This is a genomic window from Streptomyces sp. NBC_01549 (genome assembly GCF_026339955.1).
Lineage (GTDB): Bacteria > Actinomycetota > Actinomycetes > Streptomycetales > Streptomycetaceae > Streptomyces.
In genome coordinates this window covers 2,178,445-2,197,876 of sequence record NZ_JAPEPW010000001.1, presented here as the reverse complement: position 1 = coordinate 2,197,876, position 19,432 = coordinate 2,178,445, and the positions used below count along the sequence as shown (strand labels likewise).

The window sequence follows — 19,432 nt, the reverse complement described above, 5'->3', positions numbered from 1 at the left end:
TGCGCACGGCATCTGCGGGCACACGCCGCAGTCGAAGCAGGGGAGAGAAACGTCAACCCCCGAGCGGCGACCTCGGTCAGCGCCCGCCGAACCGCTGATCCGTCGCAACCACCTCACGCCCAAGCGGCATGAGCGAGATCGGGATGAGCTTCAGGTTGGCCCACCCAAACGGGATACCGATGATCGACAGGAACAGCGGGATACTCGTGATCAAGTGCGCCAGAGCAAGCCACCAGCCCGCGAAGACCAACCACAGGACGTTGCCGATACAAGAGGGCGCCCCGGCATCCGGTCGCTCTACAGTAGTTCGGCCGAACGGCCACAGCACGAATCCCGCGATACGCAGCGACGCGATGCCGAACGGGATGGTGACGATCAAGATGAAGCACACCAGCGCCGCGATCAGGTACCCGATCGCCATCCAGATGCCGCAGAAGACGAGCCACAGAATGTTCAACAGCAGGTTGAACAGCTTCATGATCGGTACCTCTCCAGGTCGCTCCGCCGACACTACCTGCCAAGACAAGTATCAGCTCGTCAGGCGTTCAGGCGGAACCGCAGCGGCCTTGTGGCGTGATCGGGAACGTTCCGAGACGATCCCCTTTGGCATCGCTGCCTTCCGTATCGGCGTCTACGCCCTGTGGCCCTTCGGCTATACGACGGTGGAGCGCCGCGACGCGGGCGCGCCCTCCTGCATCGGCAACGTCCTGTGGCTGGTCCTCGCGGGCTGGTGGCTCGCTCTCGCCCACATCGTTACCGGCATCCTCCTGTGCATCACGATCATCGGCATCCCGTTCGGCATCGCCAACTTCAAGCTCATCCCCGTCTCGTTGCTCCCGCTGGGCCGCGAAATCGTCAGCACGGACGAGCCGTTCGCCACGCGCTGACAGGGCGGTGCGGGGGTGCAGCATCCGAAGTACGCCGTGGCGGCGTACAGCACCAGAGGCGTCGTTGAGTCGATATGGGCCCTGCGCAAGGACAAAGACGACACACTCTGCGCCGACCCGCTCCCTGCGCCACGCGTCCGCTACGACCTGCTCGGCTGCGCGCCCCAGGGTGAGCCGGCCGCGGCTGCGGAGCGGGCCCGCACCACGGGCTCCGCTCCGTTGGGTTATCCACAGGCCGCCCGATTGTCAGTGGCGCGCTGCATCATGAATCCATGACCGAAATCGAGCAGTTGCTGGCACGGGTCGGTACGGAGGCCCGCAACACCCGCCCGTGGGGCTGGCCTTCGCTCCCCGAGCCCGTGGACGCGGCGGCGGTCGCCCGCGCCGAAGCCGTCCTGGGCTTCCCTCTGCCGCCGCTGCTCGCCGCGCTCTATCTGCGGATAGGGGACGGCGGTTTTGGTCCGGAGTACGGCCTGCTGCCGCTGCTCGACGGCGCCCCGTCCGGCGAGCCGGCCGCCGTCCCGCAGTACCTCGCCCACCGTGAGAGCGGCCGCCAGGACCCCGACTGGCCCTGGCCCGAAGGCGTCCTGCCGATATCCCACTGGGGCTGCGGGATGTACGCGTGCGTGGACTGCCGCAGCCCCCGGAGCACAGTCCTGCTCTTCGAGCCGAACCCGGGCGAGGCCGACCACGCCTGGTACGTGGACGCACCCGATCTGCAGACGTGGCTGGACACCTGGCTGGAGGGCTCCGGCTGGTACGAGGAGTCCAACGACGACACGGACTTGGCCCCGTGGCCCGACTTCCGCATACGCACGGCGGCGGCACAGGCCTCGTAGCACCCGGCCCTGGGCCCGGCCGACGGCTACCGCGAGGCAGCCGCCCACGCCCTCACGCCGTACGCCGCCGCTCCCACCCCCAGCACAGCCGCGCCCACGACCACCGAAACCGCCGGCAGCGCGAACGCCAGGGTCACGCAGCCGACGATTCCCACCACCGGCACCACCCGCGCCGCCGGAGCCGGACTCAGCGTCCAGGCGGACGCGTTGGCCACGGCGTAGTACGCCAGCACACCGAAGGAGGAGAAGCCGATCGCGCCCCGCACATCCACCGTCGCGGCCAGCGCGGCGACCACCGCGCCCACGGCGAGCTCCGCTCGGTGCGGCACCTGGAAGCGTGGATGTACGGCGGCCAGGGCGCCCGGCAGACGACCGTCGCGGGCCATGGCCAGCGTCGTCCGTGAGACGCCCAGGATCAGGGCGAGGAGGGAGCCGAGCGCGGCCACGGCCGCACCCACCCGCACCACCGGCACGAGCCCCGGCACACCGGCCGCCCGCACCGCGTCGGCCAGCGGCGCCGAGGCGCGCCCGAGCCCGTCCGGCCCCAGCACCGAGAGGACCGCGACCGCGACCGCCGCGTACACCACGAGCGCGATACCCAGAGCCGTCGGGATCGCGCGCGGAATGGTGCGTGCCGGATCCCGTACCTCCTCGCCGAGCGTCGCGATCCGCGCGTACCCGGCGAACGCGAAGAACAGCAGCCCCGCCGCCTGAAGAATCCCGCCCGCGCCACCCGAGGCCCCGACGTCCAGCCGCCCGGCGTCGGAGGCGTCCGAGCCGAGACACACGACCACCACGGAAGCGAGGACCGCGAGGACCGCCGCCACGATCGCCCGGGTCAGCCAGGCGGACTTCTGCATGCCGCCGTAGTTCACCGCGGTGAGGGCCACCACCGCGCCGACCGCCACCGCGTGCGCCTGCCCCGGCCAGACGTAGGCGCCCACAGTGAGCGCCATCGCCGCACAGGAGGCCGTCTTCCCGACGACGAACGACCAGCCCGCCAGATACCCCCAGAAGGCGCCGAGCCGCTCGCGCCCGTACACGTACGTGCCACCGGAGGCGGGATACACAGCGGCCAGTCGCGCCGAGGACATCGCGTTGCAGTACGCGACCACGGCGGCGACCGCGAGCCCGAGCAGCAGGCCTGACCCGGCCGCCCGTGCCGCGGGGCCCAACGCGGCGAAGATCCCCGCACCCACCATCGACCCGAGCCCGATGACCACGGCGTCACCAACGCCCAGGGTGCGCCGCAATTCGGATCCGGACTGTGTCATGGGCGGCACTCTACTGATCGCTGCAACCGACCACCGCCGACGATGCGTCCTCCCCGACAACGCGCGACGAACACCGTCACGACCACCGGCTCCTCGGACTCGAAGGCATGACACAACGGGTCCGGAGCAGGAGCACAGCACAGGCACAGCGCGGAGAGGCAGGTTCAGGGCATGGGCATCATCAGCTGGATCATTCTGGGACTGTTGGCCGGAGCCATCGCCAAATTCCTGCTGCCGGGCCGCGACCCGGGCGGCTTCATCGGCACGACCGTCATCGGCATCGCGGGCGCGTTCATAGGCGGCTGGATCTCCGCGCGCTGGCTGGAACACCCGATCGCCAAGCACTTCTACGACGGCGCCACGTGGGCCGCCGCGATCGGCGGCTCGCTCGTCCTGCTCGTCCTCTACCGCATCCTGTTCGGCGACTCGCGCCGTTGAGCGCACGCCTCGAGGCCGCAGCCAGCAGGCGAGAGGGGTGGGCACCCCCGGGTGCCCATCCCTCCTCGTACACGCGACTTTCGTCGTACGCGCAACGAACCACCGGCCGAAGCCGGCTGGCGGCCAACAGCTACCGGTAGTTCACGAACTGCAGCGCGAAGTCGAAGTCCTTGCCCTTGAGCAGCGCCTGCACGGCCTGCAGGTCGTCACGACTCTTCGAACTGACGCGCAGCTCGTCGCCCTGCACCTGCGCCTTGACACCCTTCGGGCCCTCGTCGCGGATGATCTTCGCCACCTTCTTCGCGTTGTCCTGGGAGATGCCCTCCTCGATGGACGCGAAGATCTTGTACTCCTTGCCGGAGAGCTGGGGCTCGCCCGCGTCCAGCGCCTTCAGCGAGATACCGCGCTTGACCAGCTTGGTCTCGAACACGTCGAGAACGGCCTTGACGCGCTCCTCGGAGTTCGCCTCCATCAGGATCTTCTCGCCGGACCAGGAGATGGAGGCGCCCACGTTCTTGAAGTCGTAGCGCTGCGAGATTTCCTTGGCGGCCTGGTTGAGGGCGTTGTCGACCTCCTGCCGCTCGACCTTCGAGACGATGTCGAAACTGGAGTCGGCCATGTCCTGTGGCTCCTTGTATCGGGGTGCGTAGGGGCGGCCGTCGAGCCCGGCGTAGGTCCCCGGCCGCATCCGCATAAGCCTAGCCATCCCCTCCCCCCCCAAGCGCAGATCAATCCGGTGGCGAAGCACCCCCGAGCATCAGGTATCGTTTACGTCGTTGCCAGGGAGCACCGCCGAAAAGCGGGTCTCAGGGCAGCAACCCCGGCGGTGTGCCCGAGCGGCCAAAGGGAGCAGACTGTAAATCTGCCGGCTTCGCCTTCCCAGGTTCGAATCCTGGCGCCGCCACACGGGAATAAAGGCCCCGTGACCTGCCCTCTACGCAGGTCACGGGGCCTTTGTCATGCACTGCCGCGCGGGACGGGCTGTCTCGCTCTGTCTCGCATTCGAACGCCCCGTCTCGAAGTGCGTGGACGGGGCGTGGACGGGATTTTCGACCCCTCAGCCGTGCCGCCCCAGACGGGCGGAGATCTTGGCGTTGGCGGCGTCGTCTCCGTCGCTGAGGAACTTGGCGTACACCCGGAAGAGGACGGCGACACTGTGGCCGGCGCGCTTGGCCACGAGCTGAGGTTCCACGCCAGAGCTGAGCCACGTGGAGACCGCCGTATGACGAAGGTCATACGGTCGTTTGGCCAGCGGGGATTCCTGTTGCGCGGGTGTCAGGGCGCGCGATCGGGCTTCGGCCCAGACTTCGCCATAACCGGTGTCCTGGATCAGCCCGCCGCGCCGGGTCTGGAACAGTCGGTCGTCGGGCGCGGTGCCATACGCGGTGACGTGCCACCGCAGCAGGGCGACCAGCTCAGGCGGGATCGGGACGGGGCGGACCGCCTTCCGCGAGCGGTGCTTCAGTCCCCGCTTGTCGTGAGCCTCCCCGCTGTCTGTCCACGCTGAGCCCGACCGGGGCCGCGTCTCCCTGAGTCGCAGCATGCCCCACCCCCGGCGCGGTAGGTCGCAGTCCTGGAGCCGTAGCCCGATGACTTCCGCCGGCCGCGCCGCGGCGTAGTACATGCAGCCGAAGAACGCGACTAGACGCCGCCCACGGGGGCTCTGGTCCCGCACGGCATCCAAGAGCTTGGCGGCCTGCTCGGGGTCCGGCACACAGGCAGGGTCCAACTCCTCTTCTACCTGCTCCGGCGCTTTCCACTTGATGCGGGTGAGCGGATTCTCGGTGAGGAGATCGGCCTCCACCGCGTACTCCAGGGAGTTGTGGAAGATCGCTCGCTTCCGCCGGATCGTTCCTGCCGCCGCGGTCTTGCCGTCCAGCTTCTTGGAGAGGGCGGTGAGGGTGCTCCGTACGAGCAAGCGGTCGGAGAGGGCGGAGGTGGGCAGCGACTTCCGCTTGAACCAGTCCAGCGCCTTGGCGACGTCGTCCGGGGTGTCTTCCTCCCAACGGTTCTTGTTGAACGCCCAGCTATAGAGGGCGGTGCGCACAACCCTGGCGTCCGGCATGCCCTTGGTGTCCTTCACCAGCGTGGGGGTCACCGTGGCCATGGCTTCGGCGAGAGTCCGCCGCGTGGAGGCGGGGGAGTCGTCCCACTTCATCTCGATGTAATTGCGGGCGTGCTCGTACCACGAGATGTCCCGCTCCTTGGCGACCAGCGACTTCGGCAGTCCGCTGTCCACGTCGAACGCCTCACCCTCGCGGGCCGCGGTGATGAGCTGGGCTCGTCGGCTCTCGGCCAGGCCCGAAGTGAGGAACGACTCTGAGTGCGGGCGCGTGCCCACCTTCCAGCGGAGTTGGTAGGGCTTCCGGTAGTCGCGCTTGCGGATGGCCCAGATCTTGACGGTGTAGCTCCACTCAGTCACGCAGCATCCAGTTCTTCGAGGAAGGCGTCCAGGGCGCTGCGGCGCACGCGCACGCGACCGGTCGGCGTGAGCTTCGCCTCGGGACCGAGCCCGCGGTTGCGCCAGCGGTACCAGGTGGCGCGGGTGATGTTCAGTTCGGTGAGCACGTCGGTGAGCGGCAGCCACTCGTCTATGGGGGAGCGGCGCCGACGGGCAGCGGTGGCCATGCGGGGGACTCCTAAGAGCAGAAGGGTGGAGGGAGCTCTCGGCCCCCTTCTCTGAGGGGCGCTACTTCCGCTACCGCCGCTACTGCGCAGGTCAGGGGCCTGATTGAGGTAGCGGAAAGGGGTAGCGGTAGCGGATGGGTAGCGGCGGGGTAGCGGGTGGCGATGCCGGTTGCCGCTACCCCGTCGCTGCTGGTCAGGCGGTGTTTTCCATGCCAGGTAGCGGAGGTAGCGGACTTTCCGGGGGAGGGGGGCAGTAGCGGGCCCACGCGTCCCAGAGATCTGCGGCGTAGTAGCCCTTGAGGACGCTTCCGGCGGTCTTGATGTTGCGGGAGGCGATGGGCTCGGTGTCGCCGGTCATGTACTCCGAGAGCATCTTCGACAGGCGCCGGCTGTCGAGTGGCTTGCCCTGGAGATCGGCCCAGGGTGCGTCGTCGAGGGCGTTGAGGCGGTCGAGGATGGCGATGGTGGGCAGGCGGTCGATGCCGACCATGACGTGGTCACGCAGGTCGGTCAGCAGCCGGATGCCGAGACTGCCTTTGTCGTTGGCCCTGGATGCGGTCACCAGCGCGACGCATGCCTTGCGTGCCCGTTCGGGCCAGTCGCCGCCGGCCGCGTCGGCGATGGCGAGCAGGGATTCCCAGACGTCGGCGGGCCGGTCGGTGACGCCGTCGGGCATGTCCGGCCATGCGCCCATGACGAACCCGCGGGCGTGTTCGGCCCATTGGGCGAGGCGGTCACGGAGCTTGTGTCCCTCGGCCTCGTGGATGCGGGCGCGGAAGGCCTCGACACGTTCGTTGCGGGCCCGCCGGCGCATGCGGATGACGATGGAGCGGGTCATGATCGTGTCGGGCAGGTTGCCGAGTCCGGCGACCGCGACCCCGCAGTACGAGGGGAACGCCTGAACGGTCTGGTTGCCGCCGTCACCGATGCACCGGTAGGTGACCCCGGTGCGGCGGTGTCCGGCGTTGAGGAACCCGCGCAGTTCCTCGTTGTCGCCGGCCTTGGGGCCGAAGACGGTGTCGATTTCGTCGAACAGGATCGTGGGCCGTCCGTTCGGATTGGACACGGACCGGAACAGGGCGGCGGCGGACGCGTTGACGGCCGTCATGGGCTCGGGCACGAGGGTTTCCACGACTTCCAGCGCCCGCGACTTCCCCGAGCCCGGCTCCGGGGAGAGGAACGCGAGGCGGGGGGTGGAGTCGAAGCAGTCGAGCAGGTGGGCGTGCGCGTCCCACAGCGCGACGGCGACGTAGGCGGCCTCGTGCGGGAAGACGTTGAAGCGGCGGTGGAAGGCTTCCACCTCGTTGAGCAGCGCGGCCCCGTCGATGGTGTCGGTCATGCGGCGGTCCTCCCTTTCTGGGGAGTGCGGAGCGGGCAGGTGTCGCGGTGGGCTTCGTGGTCGGCAATCAGGGCGAGCACGCGGGCTTTGCCGACGGCGCTGCGGTCCCTGCCGCACAGGCACCTCGAGGTGGCCGTCGGTACGGCGCCGCGCGGGGCGCAGATGTGCAGCCACGCGACGGGGTAGCGGCCGTCTCCGGTCTGCGGGTCAGGGCGAACGGCAATGGGGACGCCTTCGGCGACGCCCTTCGGCTCGCCCACGGCCGGTGTGTCCACAGGCTGTGGAGCGGCGTGCGGCGTGGCCGTGGTGGGGGTGACGCTCTTCAGAGGGGGACGGGAGGGGGCGGTCATGCCGCGTCCCGCCGGCGCTGGTTGTGGGCGATGGACCAGTTGAGGGCGCTGCGCAGGGTGGCGAGGCACTGGGACGGCGGCAGTCCCACCGCCTCGCCTGCCTCCTGAAGAGCCTGCTCCACCTCGTGCCGGGGGAGGTCGCCCCACGCGATGAAGCGCCCCACGGCTCGCGCCGCCCGGAACAACCTCGCCTCGCGCTCGCCGAGTTGGGCCCCGGACACGTTGCGGACCTCATTGCCGAGCGCGGTGTCCGCATATCGGCGGGATTGCGCCGTTACGGGCACTGAGGGCGCCTGTACGGGCTTGGGGGCCGGTTTCAGGATGCTCAGCAGCCACGAGGGCAGAGAGGCCACCACGGGGCCGCGTACGGCTTCGTAGGGTCCGGCGGGGGTGATGCTGCCCGCGGCGACGACGTAGCCGCCCCATGCCCGGGTGTCGACCAACGGGGCGATCGTTCCTGCCGTGTTGGCCAGCCGCACCCCGGACGGCGCCGCGAAGTACAGGTGGCTGCCGCCGCTCGCGGTCCGCGTGCGGTAGGTGTCGGGGACGGCGTGACCGGTGCGCTCGCAGAGCGCCCCGAAGGTCGCCGCGCCGTCAGGCGCGTCCCCATTGCTGTCGTCCTTGGGCATGTCGAGGTCGACGACCAGCAGCCCGGAAGGACCGGTGGCAATCCCGACGTTGAACGCGCCCTGCGACCAGGTGGCGCGGATGCGCTCGAGGTCGGTCGTCGCGCGCTGCTCCCACTTGCGGTGGCCTGCCTCGCACGCTCCGGTGCGCGGGCAGGTGGCCTCTCCGTGGAGGGCGGGGCGCTTGGTGCCGGGACGGAGGGGGAAGACGTGCCAGCCGCGGCCGGCGGCGTGCAGGGCGGCGGCGAGTAAGGCCTCTCGCCGACTGTCGGTCGGTTGGGTCATGCTGGAGACCTCCAACAGGTCTGTAGTGGGCTGGTTGGCAAGGGCGACCCCGAGTTCTTTGGCGAGAGGTGGGGGTCGCCCTTGGCGTAGCTACTGGTTCTGGGCCCAGCGGGCGTATTCCTGGCGGACGTAGCCGCGGGGGTGGGCGAGCGTGGCCGGGTGATCCGGCCCGTACGGGTCGCCGCTGTAGTCGGCCTCGATGAGCTGGCGAGCGGCGTTGGCCGCGACCTCGTCCGTTCCGTTGCGGACGCCTTCGGCCTCGTACTCCAGCGCGATGCGGTCCAGCAGAGCGGCTTTGCGCAGCCAGTACTCACGGTCCACGTCGCGCCCGTGCTGGTTCTTGGCGAGCGTCCTTGCGGTGGAAGCGGTCCACGCGATCTCGTAGGTGATGCCGGGGGCGGTGGCGTAGGCGTCTTCCGGCGTCGGCCATGCTGTCGGCCCCACCTCGGTCGCCTCGGGAGCGTCGTTGAGCAGCGCGGCGGGGTCGGGGTGGAACGCCTTGGTGTAGAGGCGGACGCGGTGGCCGTTGTCGGCGGGGCGGCGCTGGATGGGGTCGCAGTCGAACGCGGCGGTCAACGCGCGGGTGATGTCCGGCTCGTCGGCGGGGTCGCAGATGATGCGGATGTCGAACACGGTTCTCCTCTGTGGGTGTTCAGCCGTGGAAGTGGCTGCGCTTGATGACGGCTTTGCGGATGTTGACCGTGGTGGCGCCGCCGCGGTGGCCGCGCGCGCCGAAGACCTGCACGGCGACCCAGCCGCCGAAGATGACGGCGGCGAGGATGATGAGCTGATGGATCAGCGCGGCGAGCGCGGCGATGAACGTGGTGAGCAGCACGAGCCCGCCGCACACCGCGCCGAACCCGATGCCCCCGAGCGCGATGTTCACCGCGGCGCGGGAGACGGCGGGTTTGGCGGCGAGGGGTTCGGGCTGTATCGGGGTGATGGCGTAGCCGGTGACGACCCGTCCGTCGGGCAGGACAACGGACGCGACCGCCGGCACGGTGTGCGGCTGGACGGTGGCCAGGTGCGCCGGGTACGGCGCCATGGCGGGGGTGAGCGGGGTGGGCTGGTGGACTTGCGGGGCCCGTACGGCGGGCGCGCGGTCGGTGTGCTCGGGGTACATGCGGAATCCCTTCTGGTGCTGGGGTGGGGAGGCAGGGACACCCCCTCGCCGGGGGCACGTGGAGGGGGTTTTCGGGGTCTGACCTGGGGCGCCTCCCCGCCTCCCCGAAACGGTGTTTTCGCTGATCAACGTGGGGGAGGCGGGGCGGGGAGGGGGTTGGGGAGTTCTCCCCGCCTCCCCGGGCCGGACGGCCTTGCCTCCCCGCTACTCGGCGGCGGAAGCGGAACCCTCGGCGTCGCGGTGGGCGAGCGCTCGCAGGACGTGATCGCGGTGGACGACCATGACCCCGTGCGACTTCTTCGGCTCCTCGCCGTGCTCCTCCAACAGGCTCTTGAGCCGGTCGTTGGTCCACTGGTCGCCGTAGGTGCTCGGGTCCAGGGCGTGCAGCCGCTTGAGGACTTCGTTGGTCCGCAGCCGGGGCGCGTCGCCGAGGACGGCGGCGACGTCGGCGAGCGCGTCGCGCTCCTCGCCCCGGTCGACCGCGCGCAGGGTGGCGACGCCGTCGCGCAGGGCCTTGGCCCGTGCGGCGATCTCGGCGGCCGGCTCGTCGTCGATGAAGTGGGTCCGCACCGTGATGGACGACTGGCCGGCCGGGATGTCGATGCCGTCGGAGGCGACCACGAGGGTTCCCTTGTCCAGACCCTGACGCAGCAGGTGCGGAGCGGCGCCGGCGTTGACGGCTTTGGCACCGAGGGCCATCTCAGCCTGTGACTCGGTTCCCACCACGAGGGAGGCGCGGGTGTGGGCGCCCTCGCGGACCAGCTTGGGAAGGTTCTGGTCGGTGGGGTCCTGGGTGCCCTGCCACATCAGCACGTCGACCGCACGGCCCTGGTTGTGGATCTCACGGACGGCCATGAAGTAGCGGGACGTGGCCTTGGAGCCGCCGTAGGGCCGCTTGTCCTCGCCCTTGGCCGGGCACATGAACGCCTTCTGTGCTTCGTCCACCAGCACGATCAGCGGCGGGAAGACGATGCTCGGGTCCCGGCGTTGCGCCTCGATCCGGCGGTTCATCTCCTCCACGGCGTCCTCGACCATCTCGGTCGCCTGGATGCAGTGGTCGTCGGAGGGGCCCTCGATCAGCATCTTCGCGATGCCCTCGAACACGGCCCAGTCGCCGATGCCTTTGAGGTCGGCGATCCAGAACTGCACGTTGCGGTCCAGGGCCAGCCACAGGGCGAGGGCGCGCAGGGCTGCGGTCTTGCCCTGGTTGGACAGGCCCGTGACCAACAGGTGCCGCTGATACAGGCTGATCGCGGCGGCGTCGCCGCGCAGGTCCTGGCCCCACGGGGCCTTACCGGTCTTGTAGTTCGCAGTCATCGTCTCGTCGGTGACCAGCGGAGAGGGGCCGATCGGCTCGTCCAGCGCCCCGGAATCGGCGATCCACAGCCGGACCGTGCGGGCCGCTTCCGGGATGGTGATGAACACCTCGTGCTCGTGCCGGGTGAGGTTCTCGGCGAGCTTGCGGCGCTTGGCCTGCACCTCGTTCGTTGCCACCCCGGACGGGAGCGTGACGTCGACCTCCACGCCGCATCCGGCGATCCGGATCGGTCCCAGCATGGACGCGCCGGCGTCGCCCATCTCCTTGATGGCGTTGCGCAGCGCGGGCACCCCCAGGTCCCGCAGCGCCTTGACCACGATGGACGGGGTGATCGGCTCACCCTCGCTGTTGCGGACGTTGTCGGGCAGTGCCCACTGCGGGGCGGCCTGCTGCTTGCTGCCGACGGTCCACAGGGCGAGCAGGGCGAGGAACGGGCCGATCGTGAGGGCCGGACCCCATACGACCTGCACGATCCGGATGAGCAGGGCGATGAACTCGATGGTGGCTCGGAGTGGGGTGATGACGTCGCGGGCGTCGTGGTTGTTGATGGCCATCACGACCCCGAGCGCGACCAGCACGCCGATGCCCACCCCGGTGCCGACCGCAATGCCCTTGGCGGCCTCTACGGGCGAGTGCAGGAGGTCCATGCGGCGGTGGTGGCGGGCGGCGCGGAAGCGCTGCAACCGCTCCTCCCACTCCTCGGCCGCTTCCAGGTTCCCCGCGGCTTCGGCCGTACGGATCATGCGCTCGTAGCGGGCTCCGGTCTTGCCGTCCCAGGCGCGGCGGGCCACGATCCGGCCCCCGTTGAACGTGTAGAGGCCGTGCCGGGCGACGGCGCGGGCGGTCGTCTTCGTGGTCTCGTGCGTGACCACGGTCTTGACCGCGCGGCCGGAGCGCACCCACAGCGGCACCGGGGCCGCCGGCGGGGCGTCGGGCACGACGGTCAGCACCGTGGGCGCCGCGTCGTCGGTCGGGGGGTCGGTGGGCTTGTGGAGGTGAACGACGTTCTCAGACATGCTGAGGGTTCTCCTGACTGCCCCTTTGGGGCGGGAGTTGTGGAGGGCGCCGGGGTGGCCGTGTCCGTGGCAGGGGGCGGTCACCCCGGCGGGTGGTGCGGGCTGGTCAGAACCAGCCGGAAGACTTCTTGGCGGCCTTGGCGCGGGCGGCCTCGGTGATGAGCCGCTGACGCTCGCCGTGCAGGGCGGTCAGCTCCGCGTTCAGCCGCATCTCAGCCGCCGAACCCGTGCTGTCCATCTGCTCCTCGGCACGGTTGGTGCTACGTCCGCGGGCGGCCCGGTAGGCGCCGCCGGCCAGCGAGCGCGCCATGGCGCGCCGCTCCGAGCCGTTCAGCGGCCACCACTCGCCCCGGCGGACGGCTTCCAGCTTCTTCATCGTCTGCCGGATCTCGCGGTCCAGACGGCGGATGTCGGAGTTGCCCATCACGCACTCCTAGAAGAGGTAGAAAGGTTGGCGGGCAGCAGGGTGATGTCGGCGAGGCGGCCGGTGCAGCCGCGGGCGCCCAGCCAGGCGCCGATGTCGCGCAGGGCCCGGGCGCGGCAGTAGCCGTGCGGGCCGGTGACGGTGCCGGAGGCGAACGCGCGGCCCTGGCCGCGTACGGTCACCCAGCCGTGCCAGGAGTAGGCGACGGCGGGCGCAGTGGTATTGGTGCTGTTCACAGCGGAACTCCTCGGTGTGGTCGGGGTGTTCAGCGGTCAGGTCATGCACCAGCCGGAGTCGCAGCCGGAGTCCCATTCGTCGAACGGCAGGGTGTCCACGCCGTCTGGGATGGCTTTGCGCAACGGCCGGTTGAAGCGGGTCAGCCAGACGTGGTCTTTGCCGAGTTCGTCGCGGCGCCGGTTGAGGAGCTCTTCGAGCTGGCAGGCCCGCTCGAAGAGCTCCGGTTCGTTGCGGCGCATGTCGTGCCACGTCTCGGGCCGGTGGAAGGGGCAGAACCAGCACGATGACTTCGGGGGCACGGGCAGGCCCGCGCTGCGGATGATGCGGGCGCAGTCGATGCGCCGGATCCCGCGTTCCAACAGCGGGTATTCGATGAGCTCGTGCGGTTCGCAGCGGCGTTTGTTGGCGCGGGCGATCTCGTCGAGGCTGATCCCGATGCCGACCGTGGCGGGTGTGTCCTTCGTTGCCCCGCGGCGTTTGAGCTCGTCGCCGATGACGGCGATTTTGAAGCTGGCCGTGCAGGAGCGGGTGCCCGGGGCCCCGTTCGACATCCGCACCGGGATCTTCAGCGACCGCGAGCCCTCGCGGGTGAGGTCCTGATACAGGGTGCGGATCTCGCCGGAGCGCTTCATGACGCGGTCGAGGACGACCAGCTCAAGGCCGTGTGCTTCGGCGTAGGGGATGGCGTACTGGTGCAGGTAGCGCAGGGTTCCGGGGTGCTCGGAATCGTCGCCCACGTTGGCCATCAGGAACGTGCGGTAGTCCAGCTCGCCCGTGGCCGCGAGGACCAGAGCGGCTGTCGACTGCACCCCACCGCCGAAGCTGAACGCCTTGATCCCATCCGTGCGGGTGTCGGTCATCGGGATACCCCCGCCCTGGGGGCCCGCTCGGTGCGCAGAGTCTCGCGCAGCGCCCGGGCGTTCTTCGGCGAGGTGTGCACCGCGAGGCGGATCCCCTCGGCCGTGAGCTTCGCGTCCGGCCAGTCGGCGGTCACCGCGCGGGCTTCGGCGAGCAGTTGATCCGGCGTGCGCCTCGGCCGGCTCGATCGGGCCACCTCGGGAACCCGACCCGTCGCCCGGCGCGGGCGGGTCGACTCGGCCGCAGCCACCGCGTGCCGCTCGATCGCAGGGGCGGGAGTCGGGGCGAGGGTGGTCGGGACGGGCTTGAGGGGGAGAGTCGACTTCACGAACTCCACTGCCACCGGATCGGGCATCCGCACCGGGGCCACGGGCAGGGGCGCGGGAGTCGATTCCGCGAGGTCAGCCGTAGACCGATTACTCACACTCTCGGTAGATTCCTCCGCATTCGCGTCTAAGGCGGGGATCGGGGCGGGGCGGTGGTGCAGGACCTTCGCGACCAGATCGGATCCGAAGTAGATCGACCCGACCGGAAGCGAGGTGGCCAGCAGCACGAGCGCCCAGTTCGCCGGATCCCAGTCCGCGAGCCGACCCCAATCGACCGTCCGGCCGTGCAGCTCGGGAACGAGCCCGTGGACGTAGTTGAGGACCAGCGAGGCGAGCGTGTAGGCGCCCAGCACCCGCAGCGCGAACGTCCGGTCCCGTCCGACCAGAACGAGCGTCGCGACCAGCGCGAGGGCCATCAGGCCATCGACCACGAACGGGTAGAGCGTCGCGGCCGTATGGTCCGCGCCGATGGCATTGGCGATGTCCCGCAACGCGTTCCACGAGACTCGGAACGCCATCGCGACGACCGCGACCAGCGCCGTCACCAGCAGGATCCTGCCCGTGCGGTTCATGCCGCACCCCCGAGCGTGAGCAGGGCCGCGAGGATGAGCAGGGCGCCGCCCGCACGGGTCAGATGGACCGCGCGCCGCAGGTTGGTGAACTTGGCGACGGCGATCCGGGACAGTCCCGCGATGTCCGCGGCCTGGTCGCCGGAGAGGGTGGCGCTGATCTCCTCGGCCGTGAGCGTCGCCCACAGCGGGAACCCGCGGCCACCGCCCAGGTTCGGCCGGACCGCCCGCAGCAGCAGATCGGCCGCGGCGATCAGCAGGCCCATCCCGAGCCCGCCGGCGATGTACGCGGGGACGGTGAGGGGGACGTCCTTGGCGACGGTCCACGTGCCGGCGAGGACGGCGCCGACGAACGCCAGCAGTAGACCGGTCTTGGTGTCGGTCCGCGCGATTTCGGCCTTCACCTCAGCGTGCGCGTTGGCGAGCGTCTGAGGGGTGCTCACGCGCCCACCCCCGGAACCAGCGGCGTGACCTGGTTGGCGAGCACCAGCCGCAGGGCCAGCGCCACGCTGCGGGCCCGGCGGATGCGGCGGGTGTCCAGCTCGGTGGGGGTGCGGTCTAGGGCGATGATCTGCGCGTCCAACAGGTCGATGTCCGCCTCGATGGCGGGCATCTCACGGTCGATCGCGTCCAGTTCCGCGGCCGTCGGCTCCATGAAGTCGGCGAACGCGGTAACAGCGTCCTGAACAGTGACGATGGAGTTCATGGGTCGTGTTCTCCCTGCAAGGTGGCAACGGCCCGAACCGCGCCCCCGGTGTTAGAGCACCGGGGGCGCTTGCCGTTGGGGTCGGAACATCCGGCTCCCCGCGCCCCGCCCGTACGGACTCCGCAGGTGCGGGACCGGACGGCCGGGGGAGGCAACCGACGCAGCAGGAGCCGCCGCGAAGGCTGGAAGAGAAGTGGACCGAGCTACCGCACAGGCGACGCCAGCCGGTCCATCACGGCGACGCCCAACGCTGTCGTTGACGCATCGGAACTCCCGAAGATCGAAGGAACAAGGAAGTGCACTGCAAGGGGGACCACGTCCCCACACGCCGGCCGTTGCTCGCGGTCACCGGGCCACCTCGCCAGTCGGGCCTAAGCCCTGTCCCCTGGCCTTTAGCGGGATTGCAGCGTCCCCGCCCTCTGCTTTGCACACCGCGAATTGGAGGCGACTCCGTCATCTGGTGCGCACCAGTAGGTAAGCATCTGGTGCGCACCAGAGTCAAGGGCTCTCGCCCGTTCGAGCGGCGGTTCCCCGCTTCGGTGCATCTCCAGAAGACCCGTTCAGGAGGTGGAGTCGGTAGCCAACAGGCCTTAACACCCGTCCTGTTAACCCCTGTTGACCTGCGGCGATGTGAGGCATGCTGGGAAGGTCAGTGAGTGGACCTATCGCCGGACGGTGGCCGTGAGCACAGGACTGCGGAGCGCGCGAACGGCGCGAGGCTGGTCTCAGGAGCGACTGGTTCGCGAGATCGAGCAGTACGCCCGACGGCACGTCACAGACGTTGCGTCGACCGCGAGTTTGCGGGTGTACGTGTCTGAGTGGGAGAACGGCAAGCGCAACATCTCGGATCGCTACGCGGCGATCCTGCGGCAGCTCCTCGGCGTCACGGACGCAGAGTTAAGGGGCGGACCGCTCACGCTTCCTCCGTCGGTGGCCGACGGGTACGACGAACTGCTGAGCAGGATCGATTCGGCCAGCAGCGTCAGTCAGTCCATGGTGAAGATGTTCAACGATCAGACCGAGCTATTGCGCACCATGGACCGAGAGAGGGGCGCGTCCGGTCTTGTGGACCAGATGGCGGGGCACCTCAGCGCCCTCGAAGACGCGCTGAACTTTGCGGTGCTTCCGAATGCCCGGCGGCCCGTGGCGCTCGCACTCGCGGGGGCGTCCACCCTCGCGGCGTGGCAGGCGATTGACTCGGGAGCGGTCGAAAGGGCTTGGCGTCACTACGAACTTGCGAAGCGAGCCGCGCGCGACGCTGAGGCCCCGATGTACCTCGCTCACGCGATGGCTGAGCAGGCGTACGTACTGTGCGAGGCTGGTCGGCCGGCGCTCGGTGTCGACCTGGTCCGCGATGCCCAACGCACCCTTGGCCAGGCCGGATCACCCCGCCTTCAGGCATGGCTGTACGCCGCCGAAGCGGAGTTGTGCGCCCACGCGGGAATGCCCGACGACTGCCGACGGGCACTCGATGCGGCCATGGCGAGCATCCCGCCCGGCTCCGATGACCGAGACCCGGACATGCTGAGCATCTTTCTGAACGGCGCCCATCTGGCCCGGTGGCGCGGCAACGTCCTTGCCCTGCTCGGCGATGGCGACGCGGTGACCAGCCTCTATGACGCGCTGGAAGTGGTGGATCCGACCTTTGTCCGAGCGCAAGCGGGCCTGCACGCCGACCTCGTACAGGCGCACTTGGCGCGAGCCGAGTACGACGACGCGCACACCCACCTCAGGCAGGCGCGATTGTTGGCGAGCCGCACCGGTTCGGTGCGGCAGCGCCGTCGTGTCGACCTGCTCAGTGCGCGGCTGTAAGCCCCTGCTTGCCGCGGCTCGCCAGGATGTGAAGCAGGGCGACCAGGGTCCCAGAGCCCATGAGCTCGCCGCGGGCCATGAGCCCTGGAATGTCAGCCAACGGGACCCACTCGATGTGGCTGGCTTCTTCGAGATCCGTCGGAGAACCGACCTGCTCGGCGCCATGACTAACGAAGATCTCATGCGGCGAGTCGACCATGCCGACCATGGGCTGATAGGTGACGACGTGCTCCAGCGACTTCGGGCGCCATCCCGTCTCCTCGACGACTTCCCGCAGAGCCGTGTCCGCCGGTTCCTCCCCTTCGTCCACGATTCCGCCGGGCAGTTCCCACCCGAATTGCTGCGGGACGAAGCGATATCGCCACATCATGAGCACGCGGTCTTGGTCGTCCAGTACCGCTGTGATGGCGACGTGGTGCAGCTTCACCACGTGATGCTCGAACCGTTCGACCCCCGGCGGCTCCACGTCCCAGAGTTGGAGTTTGACCCAACGGTTGTCGTAGAGGTCGCGCTCACCGTGGACGCGCCACGGCTCCAGCCCCTTCGGGGTCTGCACGCTCACCGGGCCAGGCACGCGGTACGAACTCCGTCCCCGGACCTCAAGCGCCCCCTCGGACACGAGACGGGCGAGCACCTGCCGGAGCGCCGTCCGGCCGATGCCGAGTTCTTCGGTCAAGGTGCGTTCCGAAGGGAACTTGTCACCAGGGGCGTACTCGCCTGTGGCGAGCCGTTCTCGAAGCGTCTCGTAGACCTTGGTCGTTTTCGGTCCCATCCGCGGAGCACTCTCCGTTCTGCTGTGGTGCGTACCAGCCTAGCGGTCTGGCCCCTGGAAGATACGGGGGAGGAAGGCCTCAGCCGATTCAGGGATCTCTGGCTAGTGAAGGCTCGCAAGTGGTTCTTGTTGGGTGTGCTCGCCTCTAAAAGGGGGGTTCGTCTGCCGCTGCCAGGATTCGTTGGGCCAGCTCCGCATTGCCGCGCTGTCTTATTCCCTCAGCGTATTCGGAATGCTTGCCGTAAGGGATTCCTCGGAGAACCTCCCGCACGAAATCGTCGGCTGATTCATGATCCCCGATTTCGTGAACCATGCTCTCGATGCGGTACCAATTCTCGGTAGCCGTTCCTTGCAGAACCTTTTTCGCGTCGTCGGTTTGCCCAGACGTGTGGAAAAAGAGGGCGACCTCGAAGATGCGACCAGCCTGCCGCTTTGATCCTACGAATCTGAGAACCTTGTCTGCGTCAGCTGACAGTGTGGCTGTTCGAAGCTGTCGGGTTATGTACTGAATATTACTTGTCGGGTGCAGGCGAGCGATATTCGCGAGATAGGCGTCGACGTGCTCGCCGATTTCCGCTCGGCGCATAGCTACGACAATCGCGGGAGTCGCTGTTCCTCCATGCCTTCGCGCTGCCTCGCTGAGCAGTACTCCAACTGTCCGGTCGTTCTCGCTTACTAGCCACGGATCCCGCGCCTCCCAGGGGACAGCTTCCGGGATGGGGAATGCGCGATCAAGCGCCACTAGAGTCTGGACAATCGCCTGAGGGCTGTCTCTGGAGGCTCTTTGCATAAATTCAACAACGGACATCTCGGCCAGCAGCAGCGGCGCTACTACCTTTGGGAGCCAGGATGCGGTGGGGGCGTCGCTAGAATTCTCCACTATTTCTATGAGGTCGTGCATTTGAGCCAGTCTTAGCGCTTGCACGTCCCATGGAATCTTCGGGTCGGCGGAAATAGTTGGCGCGTAAGGCGTTGTGGAGGCTGTTGGGGTATTCCCAGTAAGGGCTGTTACTCGCTCACGCCAGGTTCCTTGGTCTATTTCCTGTGAGGGTAGTGGCGCTCCGTTTAGCCTTGCATGCTCCGCTAGCGCCTCCACGATTGACAGTACTTCAGGCAAGTTGGCCGAGCTTTTTCCCGAGAGCTTGTCCTGAATGGTCGAGCGCGCCATTGGGCGCTCCCGCCCCTGTCTGGCAATCAGACGCTCGATCTGACGGATGGGGGGATTGCCAGCCCGCACCCGCAGCACTTGAAGCTGTGCCGCCAAGCTCACCCCGTGGCCTCCCCGACCCGATGCGTCCGCGGACGTCCGGCACAGACCGAGACTGTCCGGGTCCGTCCGGTTGACGTCTCAGAACCCTAGGTGACCTGCCTCTCAACTGTCCGGGCTTCGCTGGATTTGGCCGAGGGCGTCGCCTTTGCTGCCCCGGACGGCTTGCCTGTCCCCAGACAAACAGGGTCGCCCCCGTCGTGGCCGACGAGGGCGACACCGATTCGCGTGGCCATGGCTACTGGGACTGCCCATGGCTCTTCATCCGCTGGAGGAGCAACTTGATGAAGCCCGACACCCCTCCTACTGGGGAGGGTAGGGATGACAACCCCCGCTGG

At 68.9% G+C, this 19,432-nt stretch carries 23 protein-coding genes and 1 tRNA gene; 5 read left to right on the top strand and 19 right to left on the bottom strand.

Annotated elements, in window-relative coordinates; genetic code table 11:
* Nucleotides 1-76: 76 nt before the first annotated feature.
* Nucleotides 77-478 (bottom strand): YccF domain-containing protein, encoded by a 402-nt coding sequence (locus OG819_RS09575; RefSeq protein ID WP_266627508.1) that lies wholly within the window; start codon nucleotides 476-478, stop codon nucleotides 77-79.
* 88 nt (nucleotides 479-566) lie between these two features.
* Here OG819_RS09575 and OG819_RS09570 point away from each other — a divergent pair, with 88 nt between their 5' ends.
* Entirely contained in the window at nucleotides 567-887 is a 321-nt protein-coding gene (locus OG819_RS09570; RefSeq protein WP_323138161.1) for a YccF domain-containing protein, read from the top strand.
* Nucleotides 888-1,159: 272 nt separating this feature from the next.
* Nucleotides 1,160-1,726: an SMI1/KNR4 family protein gene (locus tag OG819_RS09565; protein WP_266627510.1), complete on the top strand. Its 567-nt coding sequence runs from the start codon at nucleotides 1,160-1,162 to the stop codon at nucleotides 1,724-1,726.
* Nucleotides 1,727-1,752: 26 nt separating this feature from the next.
* On the opposite strand, the gene OG819_RS09560 is transcribed toward OG819_RS09565, so the two are convergent.
* A complete protein-coding gene (locus OG819_RS09560; protein WP_266627512.1) occupies nucleotides 1,753-3,000 on the bottom strand; it encodes an APC family permease in 1,248 nt (415 codons plus the stop codon).
* Nucleotides 3,001-3,171: 171 nt separating this feature from the next.
* Here OG819_RS09560 and OG819_RS09555 point away from each other — a divergent pair, with 171 nt between their 5' ends.
* Nucleotides 3,172-3,438 (top strand): GlsB/YeaQ/YmgE family stress response membrane protein, encoded by a 267-nt coding sequence (locus OG819_RS09555; protein WP_266648942.1) that lies wholly within the window; start codon nucleotides 3,172-3,174, stop codon nucleotides 3,436-3,438.
* 130 nt (nucleotides 3,439-3,568) lie between these two features.
* On the opposite strand, the gene OG819_RS09550 is transcribed toward OG819_RS09555, so the two are convergent.
* Nucleotides 3,569-4,057: a YajQ family cyclic di-GMP-binding protein gene (locus OG819_RS09550; protein ID WP_054228329.1), complete on the bottom strand. Its 489-nt coding sequence runs from the start codon at nucleotides 4,055-4,057 to the stop codon at nucleotides 3,569-3,571.
* Between the two features lie 203 nt (nucleotides 4,058-4,260).
* Here OG819_RS09550 and OG819_RS09545 point away from each other — a divergent pair.
* Nucleotides 4,261-4,342 (top strand) — tRNA-Tyr (locus OG819_RS09545).
* 153 nt (nucleotides 4,343-4,495) lie between these two features.
* Here OG819_RS09545 and OG819_RS09540 read toward each other — a convergent pair.
* The 14 genes from OG819_RS09540 to OG819_RS09475 form a co-directional block, all read right to left on the bottom strand.
* Complete coding sequence (locus OG819_RS09540; protein WP_266648939.1) at nucleotides 4,496-5,860, bottom strand: tyrosine-type recombinase/integrase; 1,365 nt, start codon at nucleotides 5,858-5,860, stop codon at nucleotides 4,496-4,498.
* The gene (locus OG819_RS09535; RefSeq protein ID WP_266648938.1) at nucleotides 5,857-6,066 is read right to left on the bottom strand and encodes a helix-turn-helix domain-containing protein; all 210 of its coding nucleotides are present in this window, start codon (nucleotides 6,064-6,066) and stop codon (nucleotides 5,857-5,859) included. The genes OG819_RS09540 and OG819_RS09535 overlap by 4 nt, the downstream gene beginning before the upstream one ends.
* A gap of 193 nt (nucleotides 6,067-6,259) precedes the next feature.
* Nucleotides 6,260-7,405: a DUF3631 domain-containing protein gene (locus OG819_RS09530; protein WP_266648937.1), complete on the bottom strand. Its 1,146-nt coding sequence runs from the start codon at nucleotides 7,403-7,405 to the stop codon at nucleotides 6,260-6,262.
* Complete coding sequence (locus OG819_RS09525) at nucleotides 7,402-7,755, bottom strand: hypothetical protein (protein ID WP_266648936.1); 354 nt, start codon at nucleotides 7,753-7,755, stop codon at nucleotides 7,402-7,404. The genes OG819_RS09530 and OG819_RS09525 overlap by 4 nt, the downstream gene beginning before the upstream one ends.
* Nucleotides 7,752-8,666, bottom strand: coding sequence for a bifunctional DNA primase/polymerase (locus tag OG819_RS09520; protein ID WP_266648935.1), 915 nt, complete (start codon nucleotides 8,664-8,666; stop codon nucleotides 7,752-7,754). The genes OG819_RS09525 and OG819_RS09520 overlap by 4 nt, the downstream gene beginning before the upstream one ends.
* A gap of 90 nt (nucleotides 8,667-8,756) precedes the next feature.
* A complete protein-coding gene (locus OG819_RS09515; RefSeq protein ID WP_266648933.1) occupies nucleotides 8,757-9,299 on the bottom strand; it encodes a hypothetical protein in 543 nt (180 codons plus the stop codon).
* Between the two features lie 19 nt (nucleotides 9,300-9,318).
* Nucleotides 9,319-9,789: a hypothetical protein gene (locus OG819_RS09510; RefSeq protein WP_266648931.1), complete on the bottom strand. Its 471-nt coding sequence runs from the start codon at nucleotides 9,787-9,789 to the stop codon at nucleotides 9,319-9,321.
* 204 nt (nucleotides 9,790-9,993) lie between these two features.
* Nucleotides 9,994-12,123 (bottom strand): FtsK/SpoIIIE domain-containing protein, encoded by a 2,130-nt coding sequence (locus tag OG819_RS09505; protein WP_266648929.1) that lies wholly within the window; start codon nucleotides 12,121-12,123, stop codon nucleotides 9,994-9,996.
* A gap of 106 nt (nucleotides 12,124-12,229) precedes the next feature.
* On the bottom strand, nucleotides 12,230-12,547 hold the full coding sequence (locus tag OG819_RS09500) for a hypothetical protein (RefSeq protein WP_266648927.1): 318 nt from the start codon (nucleotides 12,545-12,547) through the stop codon (nucleotides 12,230-12,232).
* The gene (locus OG819_RS09495; protein WP_266648925.1) at nucleotides 12,547-12,783 is read right to left on the bottom strand and encodes a hypothetical protein; all 237 of its coding nucleotides are present in this window, start codon (nucleotides 12,781-12,783) and stop codon (nucleotides 12,547-12,549) included. Before OG819_RS09495 ends, OG819_RS09500 begins: the two co-directional genes overlap by 1 nt.
* Before the next feature lie 36 nt (nucleotides 12,784-12,819).
* Entirely contained in the window at nucleotides 12,820-13,644 is an 825-nt protein-coding gene (locus OG819_RS09490) for a phosphoadenosine phosphosulfate reductase (RefSeq protein ID WP_266648923.1), read from the bottom strand.
* Nucleotides 13,641-14,540, bottom strand: a complete 900-nt coding sequence (locus tag OG819_RS09485; protein WP_266648921.1) for a DUF2637 domain-containing protein — start codon at nucleotides 14,538-14,540, stop codon at nucleotides 13,641-13,643. The genes OG819_RS09490 and OG819_RS09485 overlap by 4 nt, the downstream gene beginning before the upstream one ends.
* On the bottom strand, nucleotides 14,537-14,980 hold the full coding sequence (locus OG819_RS09480) for a Pycsar system effector family protein (RefSeq protein ID WP_266648920.1): 444 nt from the start codon (nucleotides 14,978-14,980) through the stop codon (nucleotides 14,537-14,539). The genes OG819_RS09485 and OG819_RS09480 overlap by 4 nt, the downstream gene beginning before the upstream one ends.
* Entirely contained in the window at nucleotides 14,977-15,243 is a 267-nt protein-coding gene (locus OG819_RS09475) for a DUF6284 family protein (RefSeq protein ID WP_266648919.1), read from the bottom strand. The genes OG819_RS09480 and OG819_RS09475 overlap by 4 nt, the downstream gene beginning before the upstream one ends.
* A gap of 804 nt (nucleotides 15,244-16,047) precedes the next feature.
* Between OG819_RS09475 and OG819_RS09470 the strand changes: the two genes are divergently transcribed.
* Nucleotides 16,048-17,055, top strand: coding sequence for an XRE family transcriptional regulator (locus OG819_RS09470; protein ID WP_266648917.1), 1,008 nt, complete (start codon nucleotides 16,048-16,050; stop codon nucleotides 17,053-17,055).
* Here OG819_RS09470 and OG819_RS09465 read toward each other — a convergent pair.
* A complete protein-coding gene (locus tag OG819_RS09465; RefSeq protein WP_266648916.1) occupies nucleotides 17,039-17,827 on the bottom strand; it encodes an NUDIX domain-containing protein in 789 nt (262 codons plus the stop codon). The genes OG819_RS09470 and OG819_RS09465 overlap by 17 nt on opposite strands.
* A 145-nt stretch (nucleotides 17,828-17,972) precedes the next feature.
* Nucleotides 17,973-18,995: a hypothetical protein gene (locus OG819_RS09460; RefSeq protein ID WP_266648914.1), complete on the bottom strand. Its 1,023-nt coding sequence runs from the start codon at nucleotides 18,993-18,995 to the stop codon at nucleotides 17,973-17,975.
* Between the last annotated feature and the right edge of the window lie 437 nt (nucleotides 18,996-19,432).